13 protein-coding genes are annotated in these 14,753 nt (G+C 65.6%); 1 reads left to right on the forward strand and 12 read right to left on the reverse strand.

Annotation, left to right across the window (positions count from 1 at the left end):
* Positions 1–75: 75 nt before the first annotated feature.
* Genes CI41S_RS09075 through CI41S_RS09085 form a run of 3 tightly spaced genes read right to left on the reverse strand, consistent with a single transcriptional unit; the run spans position 76 to position 2,671 of the window.
* The gene (locus tag CI41S_RS09075) at positions 76–489 is read right to left on the reverse strand and encodes a Rieske (2Fe-2S) protein (RefSeq protein ID WP_139858649.1); all 414 of its coding nucleotides are present in this window, start codon (positions 487–489) and stop codon (positions 76–78) included.
* Positions 489–1,598 carry an amidohydrolase family protein gene (locus tag CI41S_RS09080; RefSeq protein WP_139858650.1) on the reverse strand — a complete coding sequence of 370 codons (1,110 nt, stop codon included), beginning with the start codon at positions 1,596–1,598 and terminating at the stop codon, positions 489–491. Before CI41S_RS09080 ends, CI41S_RS09075 begins: the two co-directional genes overlap by 1 nt.
* Positions 1,595–2,671: an amidohydrolase family protein gene (locus CI41S_RS09085; RefSeq protein ID WP_139858651.1), complete on the reverse strand. Its 1,077-nt coding sequence runs from the start codon at positions 2,669–2,671 to the stop codon at positions 1,595–1,597. The genes CI41S_RS09080 and CI41S_RS09085 overlap by 4 nt, the downstream gene beginning before the upstream one ends.
* A gap of 227 nt (positions 2,672–2,898) precedes the next feature.
* Here CI41S_RS09085 and CI41S_RS09090 point away from each other — a divergent pair, with 227 nt between their 5' ends.
* Entirely contained in the window at positions 2,899–3,381 is a 483-nt protein-coding gene (locus CI41S_RS09090) for a CinA family protein (RefSeq protein ID WP_139858652.1), read from the forward strand.
* Between the two features lie 450 nt (positions 3,382–3,831).
* On the opposite strand, the gene CI41S_RS09095 is transcribed toward CI41S_RS09090, so the two are convergent.
* The 9 genes from CI41S_RS09095 to CI41S_RS09135 all read right to left on the reverse strand — a co-directional run bounded on the left by CI41S_RS09095 (position 3,832) and on the right by CI41S_RS09135 (position 14,540).
* The gene (locus CI41S_RS09095; RefSeq protein ID WP_139487091.1) at positions 3,832–5,142 is read right to left on the reverse strand and encodes an HlyD family type I secretion periplasmic adaptor subunit; all 1,311 of its coding nucleotides are present in this window, start codon (positions 5,140–5,142) and stop codon (positions 3,832–3,834) included.
* Positions 5,139–6,887, reverse strand: a complete 1,749-nt coding sequence (locus tag CI41S_RS09100) for a type I secretion system permease/ATPase (RefSeq protein ID WP_139487092.1) — start codon at positions 6,885–6,887, stop codon at positions 5,139–5,141. The genes CI41S_RS09095 and CI41S_RS09100 overlap by 4 nt, the downstream gene beginning before the upstream one ends.
* Before the next feature lie 321 nt (positions 6,888–7,208).
* On the reverse strand, positions 7,209–8,186 hold the full coding sequence (locus CI41S_RS09105; protein WP_139858653.1) for an ABC transporter ATP-binding protein: 978 nt from the start codon (positions 8,184–8,186) through the stop codon (positions 7,209–7,211).
* A gap of 8 nt (positions 8,187–8,194) precedes the next feature.
* Positions 8,195–9,607 carry an amidase gene (locus tag CI41S_RS09110; RefSeq protein ID WP_139858654.1) on the reverse strand — a complete coding sequence of 471 codons (1,413 nt, stop codon included), beginning with the start codon at positions 9,605–9,607 and terminating at the stop codon, positions 8,195–8,197.
* The gene (locus CI41S_RS09115; protein ID WP_139858655.1) at positions 9,604–9,801 is read right to left on the reverse strand and encodes a hypothetical protein; all 198 of its coding nucleotides are present in this window, start codon (positions 9,799–9,801) and stop codon (positions 9,604–9,606) included. The genes CI41S_RS09110 and CI41S_RS09115 overlap by 4 nt, the downstream gene beginning before the upstream one ends.
* Positions 9,798–10,871 (reverse strand): ABC transporter ATP-binding protein, encoded by a 1,074-nt coding sequence (locus CI41S_RS09120; protein ID WP_172627969.1) that lies wholly within the window; start codon positions 10,869–10,871, stop codon positions 9,798–9,800. Before CI41S_RS09120 ends, CI41S_RS09115 begins: the two co-directional genes overlap by 4 nt.
* A gap of 2 nt (positions 10,872–10,873) precedes the next feature.
* The gene (locus CI41S_RS09125) at positions 10,874–11,752 is read right to left on the reverse strand and encodes an ABC transporter permease (protein ID WP_139858800.1); all 879 of its coding nucleotides are present in this window, start codon (positions 11,750–11,752) and stop codon (positions 10,874–10,876) included.
* A gap of 11 nt (positions 11,753–11,763) precedes the next feature.
* Positions 11,764–12,717, reverse strand: coding sequence for an ABC transporter permease (locus CI41S_RS09130; protein WP_139858656.1), 954 nt, complete (start codon positions 12,715–12,717; stop codon positions 11,764–11,766).
* A 200-nt stretch (positions 12,718–12,917) separates the two neighbouring features.
* On the reverse strand, positions 12,918–14,540 hold the full coding sequence (locus CI41S_RS09135) for an ABC transporter substrate-binding protein (RefSeq protein WP_244626461.1): 1,623 nt from the start codon (positions 14,538–14,540) through the stop codon (positions 12,918–12,920).
* Positions 14,541–14,753 lie beyond the last annotated feature (213 nt).

The following is a 14,753-nucleotide window of genomic DNA, read 5'->3' on the forward strand; positions in this document are numbered from 1 at the left end:
CGAAGTAATCCATCGCGCCACATGCGGAGATATGGATTGCTTCGTCGCGATCGCTCCTCGCAATGACGGGAACGGTTAGAGCTCCACCACCACGTAATCACTCTCCACCGCGACCTTGATGGTCTCGGCGACATACGGGCCCTTCACGAGATTGGTGCCCGGCTCGACATTGACTGGATAGGCGCGGACGCGGAAGCGGCGCGGATCGCAATAGGACTGGCCGGTGCGGATGTCGAACTCCCAGCCATGCCAGGGACAGCGCAAGATCTCGCCGAGCTTTGTATACTCGATCTCGCCGGGATCGGAGGACGAGGCGAGCCCGATCAGCGGACCCTCGCACAGCGCCGCGCCCTGATGCGGGCAGCGGTTCAACAGGCCGAAGAACTCGCCCTTGACGTTGAAGATCGCGATCGGCCGTCCGTCGATCTCGAGGAATTTCCGCGAGCCCGGCGGCAGTTCATCCACCGGAGCGATCACATGCCTTGCCATCAACCGATGCCGTACAGCTGCTTCGCATTGTCGAGATAGAACGCCTGGCGGTTGGCGTCGCTGACGCCGGCCGGCAGCACGCGCGACGGCTCGTCGTAATCCCAATGCGGGTAGTCGGTCGCGAACAGCAGCTTGTCCCAGCCGATCCATTCGATCACCTGGAACAGGTGGTCGCGGCTCTCCGGATCCTCCATCGGCTGCGTGGTCCACCAGATGTGGTCGCGGATGTATTCCGACGGCTTGCGCTTGAGGTGCGGTACCTCGGCATGCAGCTTGGAAAACACCTTGTCGAGCCGCCAGGCCAGCGACGGCGCCCAGCCGAAGCCGGCCTCGACCATCACCATCTTCAATTTCGGGAAGCGCGCGAACACGCCTTCCAGCACGAGGCTCGCCAGCGCGCTCTGCTGGCACTGCGAGTGGCCGACCATCTCCTCGATGTAATAGCTCGGCCAGCCCGACGCGGTGATCGGGTTGCCGCCGAAGCCGAACGCGTGGACGCCGACCGGAAGCCCGGCCTCCTGCGCGGCCTCATAGATCGGCCAGTAGCGGCGCTGGCCGAGCGGCTCGACATTGCGGCTGAGCAGCAGCACCTGGACGAAATTTTTGTCGCCGGCGCGCCTGCGGATTTCCGCGGCGGCCGAGACACCATCCTCATTGGCGACGACCACCGAGCCCTTCAACCGCGAATCCTTGCTGGTCCATTTCTCGATCTGCCAATCGTTGATCGCCGAGCAGATCGCGGCCGCGAGATCCTGGTTGCGGATGCCCTGCCCGGTGTTGAGCGGATTGAGCACGCCGAGCGCGACATTGTTGGGATCGAGCAGCTGCTTCTGCATGAACGACAGCGACGAGCCCTGCGGCCCGCCTTCAGGAGGATAGGCGTCGCGGCGCGATGCGTTCGGTTGTGCCTTCGGGTATGGCGGGCCGCCCATCATGCCCTGATAGGGATGGACGCCGAAGGTTTCGAGATGGGCGTGCCAGCGCTTGGCCAGGAACGGATGGAGCTCGTCGTTGGTGGCGCGCGCCGGATGGATGTCGCAATCGGCGATCGCGGTCTTGATGCCGGTGGACGCAGCGGCTTGCGGGCGATCGCGAAGCTGAACGTTCATGGCGTCGTCTCCTTCACTGTCAAGCGCGGGTAGGTCGCGTGCGGATTGTCGATCATGATCTTGCGGACGAGATCGGTCGACAATCCGTTGGGCAGCACCTCGTCACCGTCGAACTGCCAATGCGGATAGTCGGTCGAGAATAGGATCAATTCGTCCGACTGCATATGGTCGAACAGCCTGTTCAGCGTGTCGCCCTCCGGCGGCGCGTCGACCGGCTGCAGCGAAAACCGGATGTTGCTGCGCACAATCTCGAGCGGCGCGCGGTCGACCCACGGGGTTTCCATGCGCACACCGCGCCAGAACTTGTGTAGCCGCCACAGGAACGGCGGCAGCCAGGTGAAGCCACTCTCCAGCATCACCATTTTCAGGTTCGGATGGCGCGCGAACACGCCCTCGACGATCAGGCTGGTGAGCTGGGTCTGGAACGCCTGCGCCTGCGCGACATAGTCCTCGATGTGATAGGACCCCCAGCCGACCGAGGTCGGCGGGTTATGATAGGCGCTGCCGGCATGAATGCCGATCGGCAGCCCGAGACGCTCGGCCGCGGCGTAGATCGGCCAATAGTGGCGCTTGCCGAGCGGCATGTCGCCCATGACAAGCATCAGCACCTGCACGAAGCGCTTGTCCGCGGCGCAACGCTCGATCTCGGCGACCGCCTTCTCGATGCTCTGCGCGGGGATCACGATCGAGCCGCGCAGGCGATCGTCCTTGTCCAGCCACTCCTTGACCAGCCAGTCGTTCAGCGCACGGCAGAAGGCATTGGCCATGTCCTCGGAAAACACCATCTGCACGCCATAGAGCGGATTGCAGATGCCGTAGGCGGTGCCGAACGGGTCGAGTGCCTGGCGCTGCAGATCGGCGAGGCTGGAACCCGGCTTGCCCTGCGCCGGACGCCAATCCGGCCGCGCCGAGATCGGCGAATTGGTCGGGTAGGATTGCGAGACCAGGTCGGTCATGCCGCGCGTCGTCACCTGGTCGCGCCAGTAGTCGCTCATGTAGGGCAGCAGGCTGGTGAGATGAGGCACTGCGGGATGCAGATCGCAATCCACGCCACCCGCGATCGGCGACGTCATGGTGTTTCCTCCGCGAGAGCCTGATCCGGAAAAGTGCGAAGCGGTTTTCCGAAAAGATCATGCTCAAACAAGAGCGTCGCTTGCCGTCGTTCGCGCCGCTTGGCTTGTTGTCACGCATTCAAGCAGGCCCGCCCCTGCGCCGCAACTCGGCAGGGGTCGGTGGGGTGTGCTAGGAAGGCAGAACGCCCCCACGGGAATTTCATGGCACACAACAAGAAAGGCCGCCGATGAACGCGCTCACATCCATCGCCGCGCAGGTCGCCGCAAGACTGATCGCAAACAAGCAGACGATCGCGGTCGCGGAGTCCTCGACCGGCGGCCTGATCTCGGCGTCGCTGCTGGCGGTGCCCGGCGCATCGGCCTATTTCCTCGGCGGCGGCGTGATCTACACCCGCGATGCCCGCCGCGCGCTGATGGATATTCCGGATGACGCAATGAAGGGGATCCGCTCGGCATCGGAACCCTATGCGCAGCTGCTCGCACGCCAGATCCGCGCGCGCCTTGCGACCGACTGGGGACTGTCGGAAACCGGCGCCGCCGGGCCGACCGGCAACCGCTACGGCGATGCCGCCGGCCATAGCTGCATGGCGGTGGCCGGCCCGCAGCACGAGGTGATCACGCTGGAGACCGCTAGCAACGACCGGCCGGCGAACATGCAGGCGTTCGCAACGGCGGCGCTGGAGCTGCTGCTGAAGAACCTGGCGCGATAGTTTCCCTCGTCGTCCCGGCGCAGCAGGTCGTACGAATCTATCCCCGTCATCCTGAGAGCTTGTGAAGCTTTGTCCTCATCTACCGTTGTCATCGCCCGGCTTGACCGGGCGATCCAGTACGCCGCGGCCTCTCGCTTCTATCACTGGCGTCTCTGGAATACTGGATCACCCGGTCAAGCCGGGTGATGACACCGAGCAAGCTGAGCCAATCCAAGTACCGTCATCCTGAGGTGCGAGCTCTTGCGAGCCTCGAAGGATGAATCGGCCCCGCTGGTGGCCGTCGATCCTTCGAGGCTCGCAAGGGCTCGCGCCTCCAGCGACAAAGGACTTCGCCTTTGCGCGGGGATGACGGGTTGAACAGCGGTGCAGCACGGTCCCGGATTTCGCTTCACTGCATCCGGGCTACAGGCGCCTTCGCCGGGACGACGTGGGAGAGAAATCTCGCCAGCCTCACTTCTCGCGGAACGAGCGCATGAACTGATCGTGCATCGGCTTCATCAGGTAGGACATCATGGTGCGGTCGCCGGTCTGGACGAACGCTTCCACCGGCATGCCCGGGATGATCTTGACCTCGCTGCCGAGGCGCGCGACTTCCTCCGGCGGCATCGAGACGCGGATCGTGTAGTAGCTCTGCCCGGTGCGCTGGTCGGTGGTGACGTCGGCGGAGACGCGGGTGACGATGCCGTTCAGCTCCGGCGTGGTGCGCTGGTTGAAGGCGGAGAGCCGCAGCACGGTCTTCTGGCCGACCTGCAGCTTGTCGATGTCCGCCGGATTGACCTTGGCCTCGACCGAGAGATCGTCGGCCTTCGGCACGATCATCATGATGGCGTCGCCGGCGGTGATGACGCCGCCGACCGTGTGCACGGTCGACTGCAGCACCACGCCATCCTGCGGCGCGCGGATGTCGATGCGGCGCAGCTGGTCTTCGGCGGTGACCTTGCGCTCGACGAACTCGCCGATCTTGTCGTTGGTCTCGCGCAGGTCCTTGGAGACCTCCGCCAGCATGTCCTTGTCGACCTGGATGATCTGCAGCTCGGTTTCGGTGATCTTGCCCTTGGCCTGGGCGCGCGAGGCGATGTACTGCGCGCGCTCGCCGGACAGCCGCGCCGAGTCGCGCTCCAGCGTGGTCAGGCGGGTGATCTGCACCAGATGCTGCTCATAGAGCTGGCGAACGCCGACCAGCTCGGTCTTCACCAGCTCGATCTCCTTGTCCTTGGCCTTTTCCTGCGCCTGCAGTCCGGAGATTTCCTCGTTGAGCTGGGTGACACGCTCGCGCAGCTGCGCCTTTTGGCCGGTGCGGCCGTTGACGCGAACTTCGAACAGCTTGGTTTCGTTGGTGATGATGTCGCGGACATCGGGATCATTGGCCTGATCGGTCAGCTGCTTCGGAAACACGATCTTGTCGCGGCCCTGCTGCTCGGCCTCGAGCCGGGCCTGGCGCGCGTAGAGACCGTTCAGCGTCTTGACCACGATCGCAAGGCTCGCCTTGACCACGGTCTCGTCGAGCCGCACGACAATGTCGCCCGCCTTGACGACGTCACCGTCGCGCACCCGGACCTCGCCGACCACGCCGCCGGTCGGATGCTGCACCTTCTTGACGTTGGAATCGACCACTACCGAACCCGGCGCGATCAGCGCGCCCGAGATCGGCACCGCGGCGGCCCAGCCGCCGACGCCGCCGCCGAGAATGAGGACCACGGCGAGGCCGACAATCAGATGTTTGCGGATCGAGCTCTTCGCGTCGCGCGGTTGTTCGGTCATGACTTGGCCCCCGCATCGGCGACGATCTTGATCGGCGTGGGCACGGGCGGCGCGACGCGCTGCAGCACCTGCGCGAGCACGGTCTCCTTCGGCCCGAAGGTCTGCATGCGGCCGTCCTTCAGCACCAGCAGCTGATCGACGCCTTCGATGCCGATCGGCCGGTGCGCGACCACGATGACGACGGCGCCGCGCTCGCGAGCGCCGCGCACCGCGCGGGTCAGCGCCTCGTCGCCCTCGCTGTCGAGATTGGAGTTCGGCTCGTCCAGCACGATCAGGAACGGATTGCCGTAGAGCGCGCGCGCCAGCGCGACGCGCTGGGCCTGGCCGGCGGACAGCGCCGTGCCCTGCTCGCCGACCTGGGTGTCGTAGCCCTCGCGCATCTTGATGATCATCTCGTGCACGCCGGCTTCCTTGGCGGCGGCGATGATGCCGTCGGATTTGGCCTCGGGATCGAAGCGGCAGATGTTCTGCGCCACCGTGCCCGCGAACAGTTCGACGTCCTGCGGCAAATAGCCGATATAGCGCCCGAGCACGTCGGACGACCATTGATCGAGCGCGGCGCCGTCGAGCCGTACCTTGCCGCGTGCCGGCGTCCAGACGCCGACCAGCGCGCGGATCAGCGACGACTTGCCGGAACCGCTCGGGCCGATCACGCCGACGCCGGTGCCGGCCTCGACGGTGAAGCTGACGTCCTGCACGATGAGGCGCTGGTCGCCCGGCGCGACCATGGCGACGCCCTCGACCGAGAGCTTCTTGGTCGGTGCCTGCAGCAGGGTCTGCTCGGCCCGCGCCGGCATCTGCTGCAGCAGGCGGTTGAGGCGCTGCCAGCTCTGGCGCGCGGCGACAAAGCCCTTCCAGTGCGCGATCGCGAGATCGACCGGTGCTAGCGCCCGCGCGCTCAGGATCGAGCCGGCGATGATGATGCCGCCCGTCGCCTCCTGCTGAATCACGAGATAGGCACCGACCGCGAGCACGGCGGACTGCAGCATCATGCGCAGCACCTTGGCGACCGCGCCGAGGCCGCCGGCGACGTCGCTCGCGTGCTGGTTGCCGGCGAGATAGTCCTCGTTGGCGCCGTTCCAGCGCTTGTTCATCCGCCCGGCCATGCCCATCGCCACCAGCACCTCGGCATTGCGGCGGCTGGAGGCGGCGAGATCGTTGCGCCGCGCCGCGAGCGTCATCGCTTCCTTGGCGGGCGTCCGCGAAAGGTATTCGGTGATCAGCGTCAGCGTCACCAGGATGATGGCGCCGACCAGCGCCGTGACGCCGAGCAGCCAATGGAACGCGAAGCAGATCGCCATGTAGAACGGCAGCCAGGGCAGGTCGAAGAACGCGCCGGGTCCCATGCTGCCGAGGAAGGACCGCACATTGTCGAGGTCGCGCAGCGGCTGCAGGCCCTCGCTGCGATTGCCGACCGTCAGCGGGAGGCGGATGATGGTGTCGAACACCCGCGCATTGAGGGCCTCGTCGAGCGAGGTGCCGATGCGGCCGAGGATCCGTCCGCGCAGCAGGTCGAGAAAACCCTGCGCGATGTAAAGACCGGCGGCGATCACCACGAGGCCGACCAGGGTCGGGATGCTACGACTCGGCAGCACCCGGTCGTAGACCTGCAGCATGAACATGGAACCTGTCAGGTACAGCAGGTTGATCATGCAGCTCATGAGACCAACGCCGACAAAGGCGCTGCGGCATGCGCGCAGCGCCTCGTCCAGTTCGGATCGCCGCGCAGCGGGAACGGGTGCCATTAAAACCGATCTCTGCAGTAAAGGGTTACGTGATGGTCACGTTGTATCGACGTTTGTGACCACCGTCCATTTAAGTCGCGTTAATCTGGAGATGGTTCGCGGCTTTCGTGTAGACAGTTGACGGAATAATAATGGTCATTCGCCGTCGAACCACCCGGACTATCCCGGGGGGAGCTAAATCGAGCTCAATACGGCAATTGCAACCAAAGGCTTACCGGGAACCACGCCAGGGAGGCATCGGGAAGGCGCCTGGCCGCCGACGCCTCGGAGGAACGGCCTCGCACAACGCTGGGTTGCGGGAGTGATCCACCCTGGGACAGGTTAGGTCGCGGCCACCGCCGGGTCCGCCAGAATGCAGCGCGCCTGGTGATCGGGCGTAACCGGAACGTTGGGCGGCAGGCTTTCGCTGCAGCGCGGCTGGGCGAGACTGCAGCGCGGCGCAAAGGAACAACTGGCCGGGGCGCGATCGAGCGAAGGCGGCGTTCCCGGAATGGTCTCGAGCCGCGCACCGCGCTTGGCGCCATGAATGGTCGAGGCCAACAGCCCCCTGGCATAGGGATGAACCGGCGTTCGCACGATGTCGCGCAGCGCGCCCTGCTCGACGATCTGGCCGGCATACATCACCGCGACGCGGTCGCAGATTTCGATGGCGACGCCGATGTCATGGGTGACGAAGATGACGGACATGCCGAATTCACGCTGCAGCTCGCGCAGCAGCAGCAGGATCTGGATCTGCACGGTGGCGTCGAGCGCCGTGGTCGGCTCGTCCGCCAGCAGGATCTTTGGCTTGCAGGCCAGCGCCAGCGCAATCATCGCGCGCTGGCGCATGCCGCCCGACATCTCGTGCGGATAGGACTCCAGCCGCCGCTTGGCGGACGGAATCCGCACCACTTCGAGCATCTCGAGCGCGCGTGCAGTGGCCTCGCGCTCGCTCTTGCCCTCGTGGCGCATCACGGTTTCCGCGATCTGCCGGCCGATGGTGTAGACCGGATCGAGTGCCAGCGCCGGCTCCTGGAAGATCATCGAGACGGTCTGGCCGCGGAATGCGGACAGCGCCTCGTCGTCCATCGCCAGTACCTCCTGGCCCAGCACCTTGACGCTGCCGGAGATCTGCGTCCGCTTCTTCGGCAATAGCCGCATCAAGGCCCGCAGCGTCACGCTCTTGCCGGAGCCGGACTCGCCGAGCAGCCCCAACACCTCGCCCTCGCCGAGCGACAGGCTGAGATCGTTCACGGCATGGACCGTGCGATCGCCGGTGAAGCGGATGTTGAGGTTGTCGATCTCGACGAGATTGGTCATGCGAGCCTTTATACGAGCCTTGGCACCCTGGCGTGGAAATCGGTCGCGCGCTGGAACGCGGCGCCGATCCGGAGCAGCACGGCTTCCTCGAAGGCGCGGCCGATCAGCTGCATGCCGACCGGCAGGCCTGCCCTGGTGAAGCCAGACGGGATCGAGAGCGACGGCAGGCCGAGATAGTTCACTGGCCGAGTGAACCGCGTCAGCCGCTGGATCACCGCCTCCGCGCCCGGGCCGTTGCCGACATCGCTCTCGGCGATGGTCGGTGCAGGAACCGGGGCTGACGGCGCGATGACGGCATCGATGCCGCTCACCGCCGCATGATGTGCGGCCAGCGCCGGGCCGCGCCAGCGCATCGCCTCCAGATACGTCACCGCCGGAATCGTCAGACCGTTCTGCAGCCGCATCAGGACCTGCGCGCCGTAATCCTGCGGCCGCTCGATCATCCAGCGCTTGTGGTAGGCCGTCGCCTCGGCGGCCAGCACCAGTTGCGAGGCCGAAGAGAGCTGGCGCTGGTCGGGCAGCTCGACCTTGACGATCTCGGCGCCCTCCTTCTTCAGGGTTGCAACCGTCTCGTCGAGAATGCGGGCGACCTCGGGATCGAGGTCGTCGACATAGAACGCCGTCGGCACGCCGATCTTCAGGCCCTTCAGCGATCCCGTCGTCGCGGCCATGTAATCCGGCACCGGCTGGGTCGACGTGGTCGGATCCTCAGGATCGGCGCCGGCCATCAGGCCGAGCAGCAGCGCACAGTCCTCCGCGGTTTGCGCCAACGGACCGACAGTATCGAGCGACTGCGACAGCGGCATCGCACCGGCGCGGCTGACCCGGCCGACCGTGGTCTTCAGTCCGGTGACGCCGCAGAAATGCGCCGGCATCCGGATCGAGCCGCCGGTGTCGGAGCCGAGCGCGGCAAAGGTCAGGCGCGCGGCGACCGCCGAGCCCGAGCCCGACGACGAGCCACCGGTGATGTGATCGACATGCCAGGGATTATGCACCGCGCCGTAATGCACATTGTGGCCGGTCGGCCCATAGGCGAACTCGACCATCTGCAGCGAGCCGAGCCGGACCTGGCCGGCATCCTTCAGCCGCTGCAATGCGGTTGCGGTCGTCTTCGGCACGAAGTCGCGGCGGATCAGCGAGCCGCAGGTCACGACCTTGCCGGCGTCGTAATACATGTCCTTGTGCGCCATCGGCACGCCATGCAGCGGACCTCGGCTCTTGCCTTTGGCGAGTTCGGCATCGGCCTCCGTCGCAGCGGCCAGCGCCTGCTCCGACTCGATCGCCATATAGGCATTCAGCCGCGGCTGCCACTCTGCGATCCGATGCAGCACGGCGCGCGTCACCTCGTGCGAGGACAGTTTCTTCTCGGCAATCGCCTTGGCGACTGCGGTCAGCGTCATCAGGGGGGGTTCGGTGCTCATTTCGACACCTTTGCGATCTGCGCCAGCAGGAAGCTCGCGGGTTCGAGATCGAGCGGCAGCGTGCCGGAGATCGGCGCAAAGCCGTCGAAGGCGGGGCCGATCGAATTGGCGATGCGATTGGCGACCTCGTCGTTGGCGGGCACGTCGGCGACGTGCGCGATCACCTTGACATCCTTGGGCGTGGGTCTGGTCATGCCGCGTTTTCTCCCTTTGCTTTTGCCGGCGCGCGGCTGTGCCCCGAGCCTGGAATGGCCATGTAGCACGCCGCCTGATGGCCCATTGTATCGAGATCGCTGAGCTTTGGCGTGTCGTTTGCGCAGAGCGGCTCCGCAAACGGGCAACGGGTGTGAAACCGGCAGCCGGACGGCGGATCGATCGGATTGGGCGGATCGCCCGAGATCGGCGGGACTTCCGTGCGCTTGTCCGGATCGGATGACGGCATCGCCGCCAGCAGCGCGCGGGTATAGGGATGCGCCGGCGCGTCCCAGACCGCATCGACCGGGCCGAGCTCGACGACCTCGCCGAGATACATCACCAGCACGCGGTCGGAGATGTAACGGACCACGTTGAGATCGTGGCTGATGAACAGATAAGTCAGCCCGAACTCGCGCTTGAGATCGGCGAGCAGATTGAGCACCTGCGCCTCGACCGACTTGTCGAGCGCCGAGACCGCCTCGTCGAGGATCACCAGCCGCGGCGACAGCGCCAGCGCGCGGGCGATGTTGACGCGCTGGCGCTGGCCGCCGGAGATCTCGTGCGGATAGCGGTTGGCGAAGGTCTCCGGCCGCAGACCCACCTTGCCGAGCAGCCCGCGCGCCAGCGTGCGCGCGGCGCTATCGGCCATGCCGTGGACCTTGGGCCCGAAGGCGATCGATTCCTCGATGGTGAGGCGCGGGTTGAGCGAGGCGTAGCTGTCCTGGAACACCATCTGCATGCCGCGCCGCAGTTCGCGCAACGACAGCGACGGGCCGACCTGCAGCCCGTCATAGACGATGTCGCCACTATCGCGCGCCATCAGATGCATCAACAACCGCGCCGTGGTCGACTTGCCGCAACCGGACTCGCCGACAATGCCGACGGTTTCGCCCTTCATCACCGCGAAAGTGACGTCATCGACGGCGCGCACCGTCTTGCGCGGGCTGAACAGCCCGCCGCGCACCGGAAAGTGCTTGGTCAGCCCCTTGACCTGCAGCAGCGGTTGCGCGGCGCCGCCGATGTCGGCGACCGGCTCCAGCATGTCGGCTACGAGATTGGTGTCGCTCATATCTAGTTCCTGATGTCCATGGCGCTGCGCATGCCGTCGCTGAGCAGATTGAAACAGATCGAGACCGCGAAGATCATCGCGCCCGGCAGCGCCGCGACCCAGGGATTGACGTAGATCGCGGTGCGCAGCGTGTTCAGCATCAGGCCCCATTCCGGCTCCGGCGGCTTGGTGCCGAGGCCGAGGAAGGACAGGCCGGCGGCCAGGATCATCGACACCGAGATCAGGCCGGTGGCGTAGACGAAGATCGGGCCGAGCACATTGCCGAGCATGTGCACGCGCATGATGGTGAAGGGGCCGGCGCCGGAGGCGCGCGCCGCCTCGACGAAATCCATGTTGCGCACGCCGGTGGTGACGCTTTCGGCGACGCGGGTGATCTGCGGCACGAACACGATGGTCAGCGACACGATCGAGTTGACGATGCCGGCGCCCAGTGCGCCGGAGATCGCGATCGCCAGCAACACTGATGGAAACGCGTAGAACACGTCGACGGTACGCATGATTGCGGTGTTGAGCCGGCCGCCGACATACCCGGCGACAAGGCCGAGCGAGGTACCGATCACGAAGGCGAGAATCACCGGCAGGATGCCGACGATCAGCGACAGCCGGCCGCCATAGATCAGGCGGGCCAGCATGTCGCGGCCGAGCTCGTCGGTACCAAGCGGATAGCCGGGCGTGCCGATGTGGCGGAGGCGGCGGATCATCGAGCCCTGATAGGGATCGGCGAGGCCGAGCCACGGCGCCAGCAGTGCCGACGCAAAGATCAGCACCAGGATGAAGGCGCAGGCCATGCTGACCTTGTCGCGTGTGATGCGGCGGGCCACCGTCGCCCAGTAGCCACGCGCCTTTGTCGCGGGAGCGGCCTGCAGAGCGGCATCTGTCATCGTGCTCATGGTTAGCTCCGCTTGATGCGCGGATCGATCGCGGCTTGCGCGATGTCGACCAGGAGATTGAGCAGCACGAAGAACAGCGCCAGCACCAGGATCGTGCCCTGCAGCAGCGGCAGATCGCGCTGGAAGATCGCAGAGTTCAGCAGCAGGCCCGAGCCAGGCCAGGAAAACACCGTCTCGATCAGGATCGAGCCGCCGAGCATATAGCCGAGCTGAAGCCCCATCACCGCGAGCGCGGTCGGCGCCGCGTTCTTGACGACGTGGCGGAACACGTAGGTCTCGCGCAGGCCTTTTGCGCGTAGTGCCTCGACAAAATCCTGGCTCAGGATGTCGCCGGTCAGCGCCCGCACCGTGCGCGTAATGATGCCCATCGGGATCACCGACGTGGTGATCGCCGGCAGCACCAGATAGCGCAGATGCTCCCAGTCCCAGGCCCAGGCGCCGGAGCCGCCAGGCCCGGCGCCGACCGCGGGCAGCCAGTTAAGCTGCACCGAGAAGATGATGACCAAGACCATGCCGAGCCAGTAATGCGGCAGCGAGACGCCGGCGATCGCAACCGACGTCGCCACCTTGTCGACCCAGGTGTCGCGGAAATAGCCGGCGATCAGCCCGAACAGCAGGCCGAGCGTGAAGCCGATCATCGCCGCCGCGACCGCCAGCATTACGGTGTTGCCGACGGCGCGCATCACTTCCGACAGCACCGGGCGGCCGGTCGCAATCGAACTGCCGAGATCGCCCTGCGCTGCGCGCCACAGCCATAACCCGAACTGAACCGGCAGCGGGCGATCGAACCCGTAGGCCGCGCGCAACTGCGCGGCGAGCTCCTGCGAGGCATCCGCCGGCAGCACCGCAACCAGGGGATCGCCGGGCGTGATGTGGACCAGCAGGAAGCACACCAGCGCAACGCTGAGTACGATCGGAATGACGTAGACGATCCGTCTGGCAGTGTAGGCGAACACGGTGCGCTCTTTCTTCCTTCTCCTCTTGTGGGAGAAGGTGGCGCGCTTCAGCGCGCCGGATGAGGGGTTCTATCCGCGGACAAAGTCATTTTAACATGCGAGAGGTGTGTCCGCGGAGACAACCCCTCACCCGGCTTCGCTCTCGCGAAGCCACCCTCTCCCACAAGGGGAGAGGGTGCACCGATCACGTGGCTAGCACCTCACGGCGCGACCGTGACCGGCGAGAAGTCGACGAACCAGCTCTTCGGCTGCACAAAGCCCCTGATCTTCGGGCTCATCGCGCGCGGTGCGACGTCGTGTGCGACGTAGAGGAAGGCCGCGTCGTCGACGGAGGCGGCGTGCAGCTCGGCAAGCGCGGCGTCGCGCGCGGCGGGGTCGAAGGTCTGGCGCGCCTTCTTCACCAGTTCGTCGAACTTCGGATTGTTGATGAAACCCCAGTTGTTCGAGACTGGCGGCGCCATGCCCGATTGCAGGAAGCGCACCAGTGCGAAGAACGGATCCATCGCCGCGTAGGTGACGTTGGTCGCGTTCGAGCCGTTGGCCGACGGATCCTTGACGCCGCGCCGCCAGTTGGTGAACAGCGTGTTCCACTCGATGACGTCGAGCTGCACATCGAAGTAGCACTCGGCCAAAGCCTGCTGCAGATATTCGTTCATCGGCAGCGGCAGCATCTGGCCCGAGCCCGACGCCGAGGTCTGGATCTTGACCGTCAGCTTCTTGCTCGGACCAAAGCCTGCCTCCTGCATCAGCTTCTGCGCGGCCGGCTTGTCATACTTGATCTGGAAGGTCGGGTTGCCGCGCCAGGGATGGCCGGGCTCGAAGGTGCCGGTGGCCGGCACCATCAGCCCTGCGAGCAGGCCATCGCGCAATCCTTCGCGATCGACGCAGAGGTTGGCGGCCTTGCGCACGCGGATGTCGTTCCACGGCGAGCCCTCGACGCGCGAGAACTGCCAGGGCCAGACATGCGGCTCCTCGTTCGAATAGAGCGCGAAGCCACGCTGCTTGATCTCGGGCAGCGCATCCGGCGCCGGCGCCTCGACCCAATTGACCTGCCCCGACAGCAGCGCCGCGGTGCGCGCATTGGCTTCCGGCATCGGCAGCAGCACCATCTTGTCGGTCTTCGGCACCCGCGCCTTGTCCCAATACTTGTCGTTCTTCACCAGCTCGAGCCGTTCGCGCGGGGTGAAGCTCGACATCTTCCAGGGGCCGGTGCCCGAGGCGTCCTTGGCAAACGCCGCCCACGCGGCCTGCGACTTCGCCTTGGCGTCGGCGCCTTCGGCCTTGTCATAGAACTGCTGCCACTTGGCCGGGCTCGCCATGAACAGGTTGGTGAGGTTGATCGGCAGAAAGCTGTCCGGCTCCTTGGTGGTCAGCTCCACGGTCATGTCGTCGATCTTGCGCGCCGAGACCAATGTCGGCATGCGCGAGGCGGTGACGCCGACCTGGCTCGGATCGAACTGCGGCGCGTCCTGCTTCAGAACCTTTTCGACGTTCCAGACCACGGCGTCGGCGTTGAACGGCGAGCCGTCGTGAAAGGTGACGCCGGGACGCAGCTTGAACACCCATTTGGTCTTGTCGGCATCGTCGACCTTCCATTCGGTGGCGAGGCCCGGGATCATCGCGCTCGCCTTGTCGGCCGAGGAGAGGTCCCACATCGTCAACCCGTCGTACATTGTAAGGCCGGTGAAGCGATTGCCCTCAAAACCCTGATCGGGCTGGCCGAGCGTGCGCGGAATATCGGCAGCCGTCATGCCAATACGCAGCACGGTCTCGGCGCCGGCGATCGCCGGCACGCCGCTGGCCAGCGCAAACGCCAGCATCATCGCTGTCGCATTGGTCTTCCTGTTACGCATCTGAGCAACCCCTTCTTATGACCCCGTTTGGGTGATTATTTCTTGGGCAAGCGTATGCAATGCGTGTGCCAAGGGAAATAGTTTGTCACCAAATAACCGCCGGGCGCGTCAATTCTTCCCACCTCGCGCCTGGACGGCGCGATGGTGCCTATTCTGGCATCAGGCTTGCAAGCTTTGGCTCCG

The organism is Bradyrhizobium ivorense (assembly GCF_900696085.1).
In the GTDB taxonomy this organism is placed as follows: domain Bacteria; phylum Pseudomonadota; class Alphaproteobacteria; order Rhizobiales; family Xanthobacteraceae; genus Bradyrhizobium; species Bradyrhizobium ivorense.

Bases quoted from the DNA above. Each gene is read 5' to 3' on its own strand.
- CI41S_RS09075 (WP_139858649.1), bottom strand. From the start codon at position 489: ATGGCAAGGCATGTGATCGCTCCGGTGGATGAACTGCCGCCGGGCTCG.
- CI41S_RS09080 (WP_139858650.1), bottom strand. From the start codon at position 1,598: ATGAACGTTCAGCTTCGCGATCGCCCGCAAGCCGCTGCGTCCACCGGC.
- CI41S_RS09085 (WP_139858651.1), bottom strand. From the start codon at position 2,671: ATGACGTCGCCGATCGCGGGTGGCGTGGATTGCGATCTGCATCCCGCA.
- CI41S_RS09090 (WP_139858652.1), top strand. From the start codon at position 2,899: ATGAACGCGCTCACATCCATCGCCGCGCAGGTCGCCGCAAGACTGATC.
- CI41S_RS09095 (WP_139487091.1), bottom strand. From the start codon at position 5,142: ATGACCGAACAACCGCGCGACGCGAAGAGCTCGATCCGCAAACATCTG.
- CI41S_RS09100 (WP_139487092.1), bottom strand. From the start codon at position 6,887: ATGGCACCCGTTCCCGCTGCGCGGCGATCCGAACTGGACGAGGCGCTG.
- CI41S_RS09105 (WP_139858653.1), bottom strand. From the start codon at position 8,186: ATGACCAATCTCGTCGAGATCGACAACCTCAACATCCGCTTCACCGGC.
- CI41S_RS09110 (WP_139858654.1), bottom strand. From the start codon at position 9,607: ATGAGCACCGAACCCCCCCTGATGACGCTGACCGCAGTCGCCAAGGCG.
- CI41S_RS09115 (WP_139858655.1), bottom strand. From the start codon at position 9,801: ATGACCAGACCCACGCCCAAGGATGTCAAGGTGATCGCGCACGTCGCC.
- CI41S_RS09120 (WP_172627969.1), bottom strand. From the start codon at position 10,871: ATGAGCGACACCAATCTCGTAGCCGACATGCTGGAGCCGGTCGCCGAC.
- CI41S_RS09125 (WP_139858800.1), bottom strand. From the start codon at position 11,752: ATGACAGATGCCGCTCTGCAGGCCGCTCCCGCGACAAAGGCGCGTGGC.
- CI41S_RS09135 (WP_244626461.1), bottom strand. From the start codon at position 14,540: ATGATGCTGGCGTTTGCGCTGGCCAGCGGCGTGCCGGCGATCGCCGGC.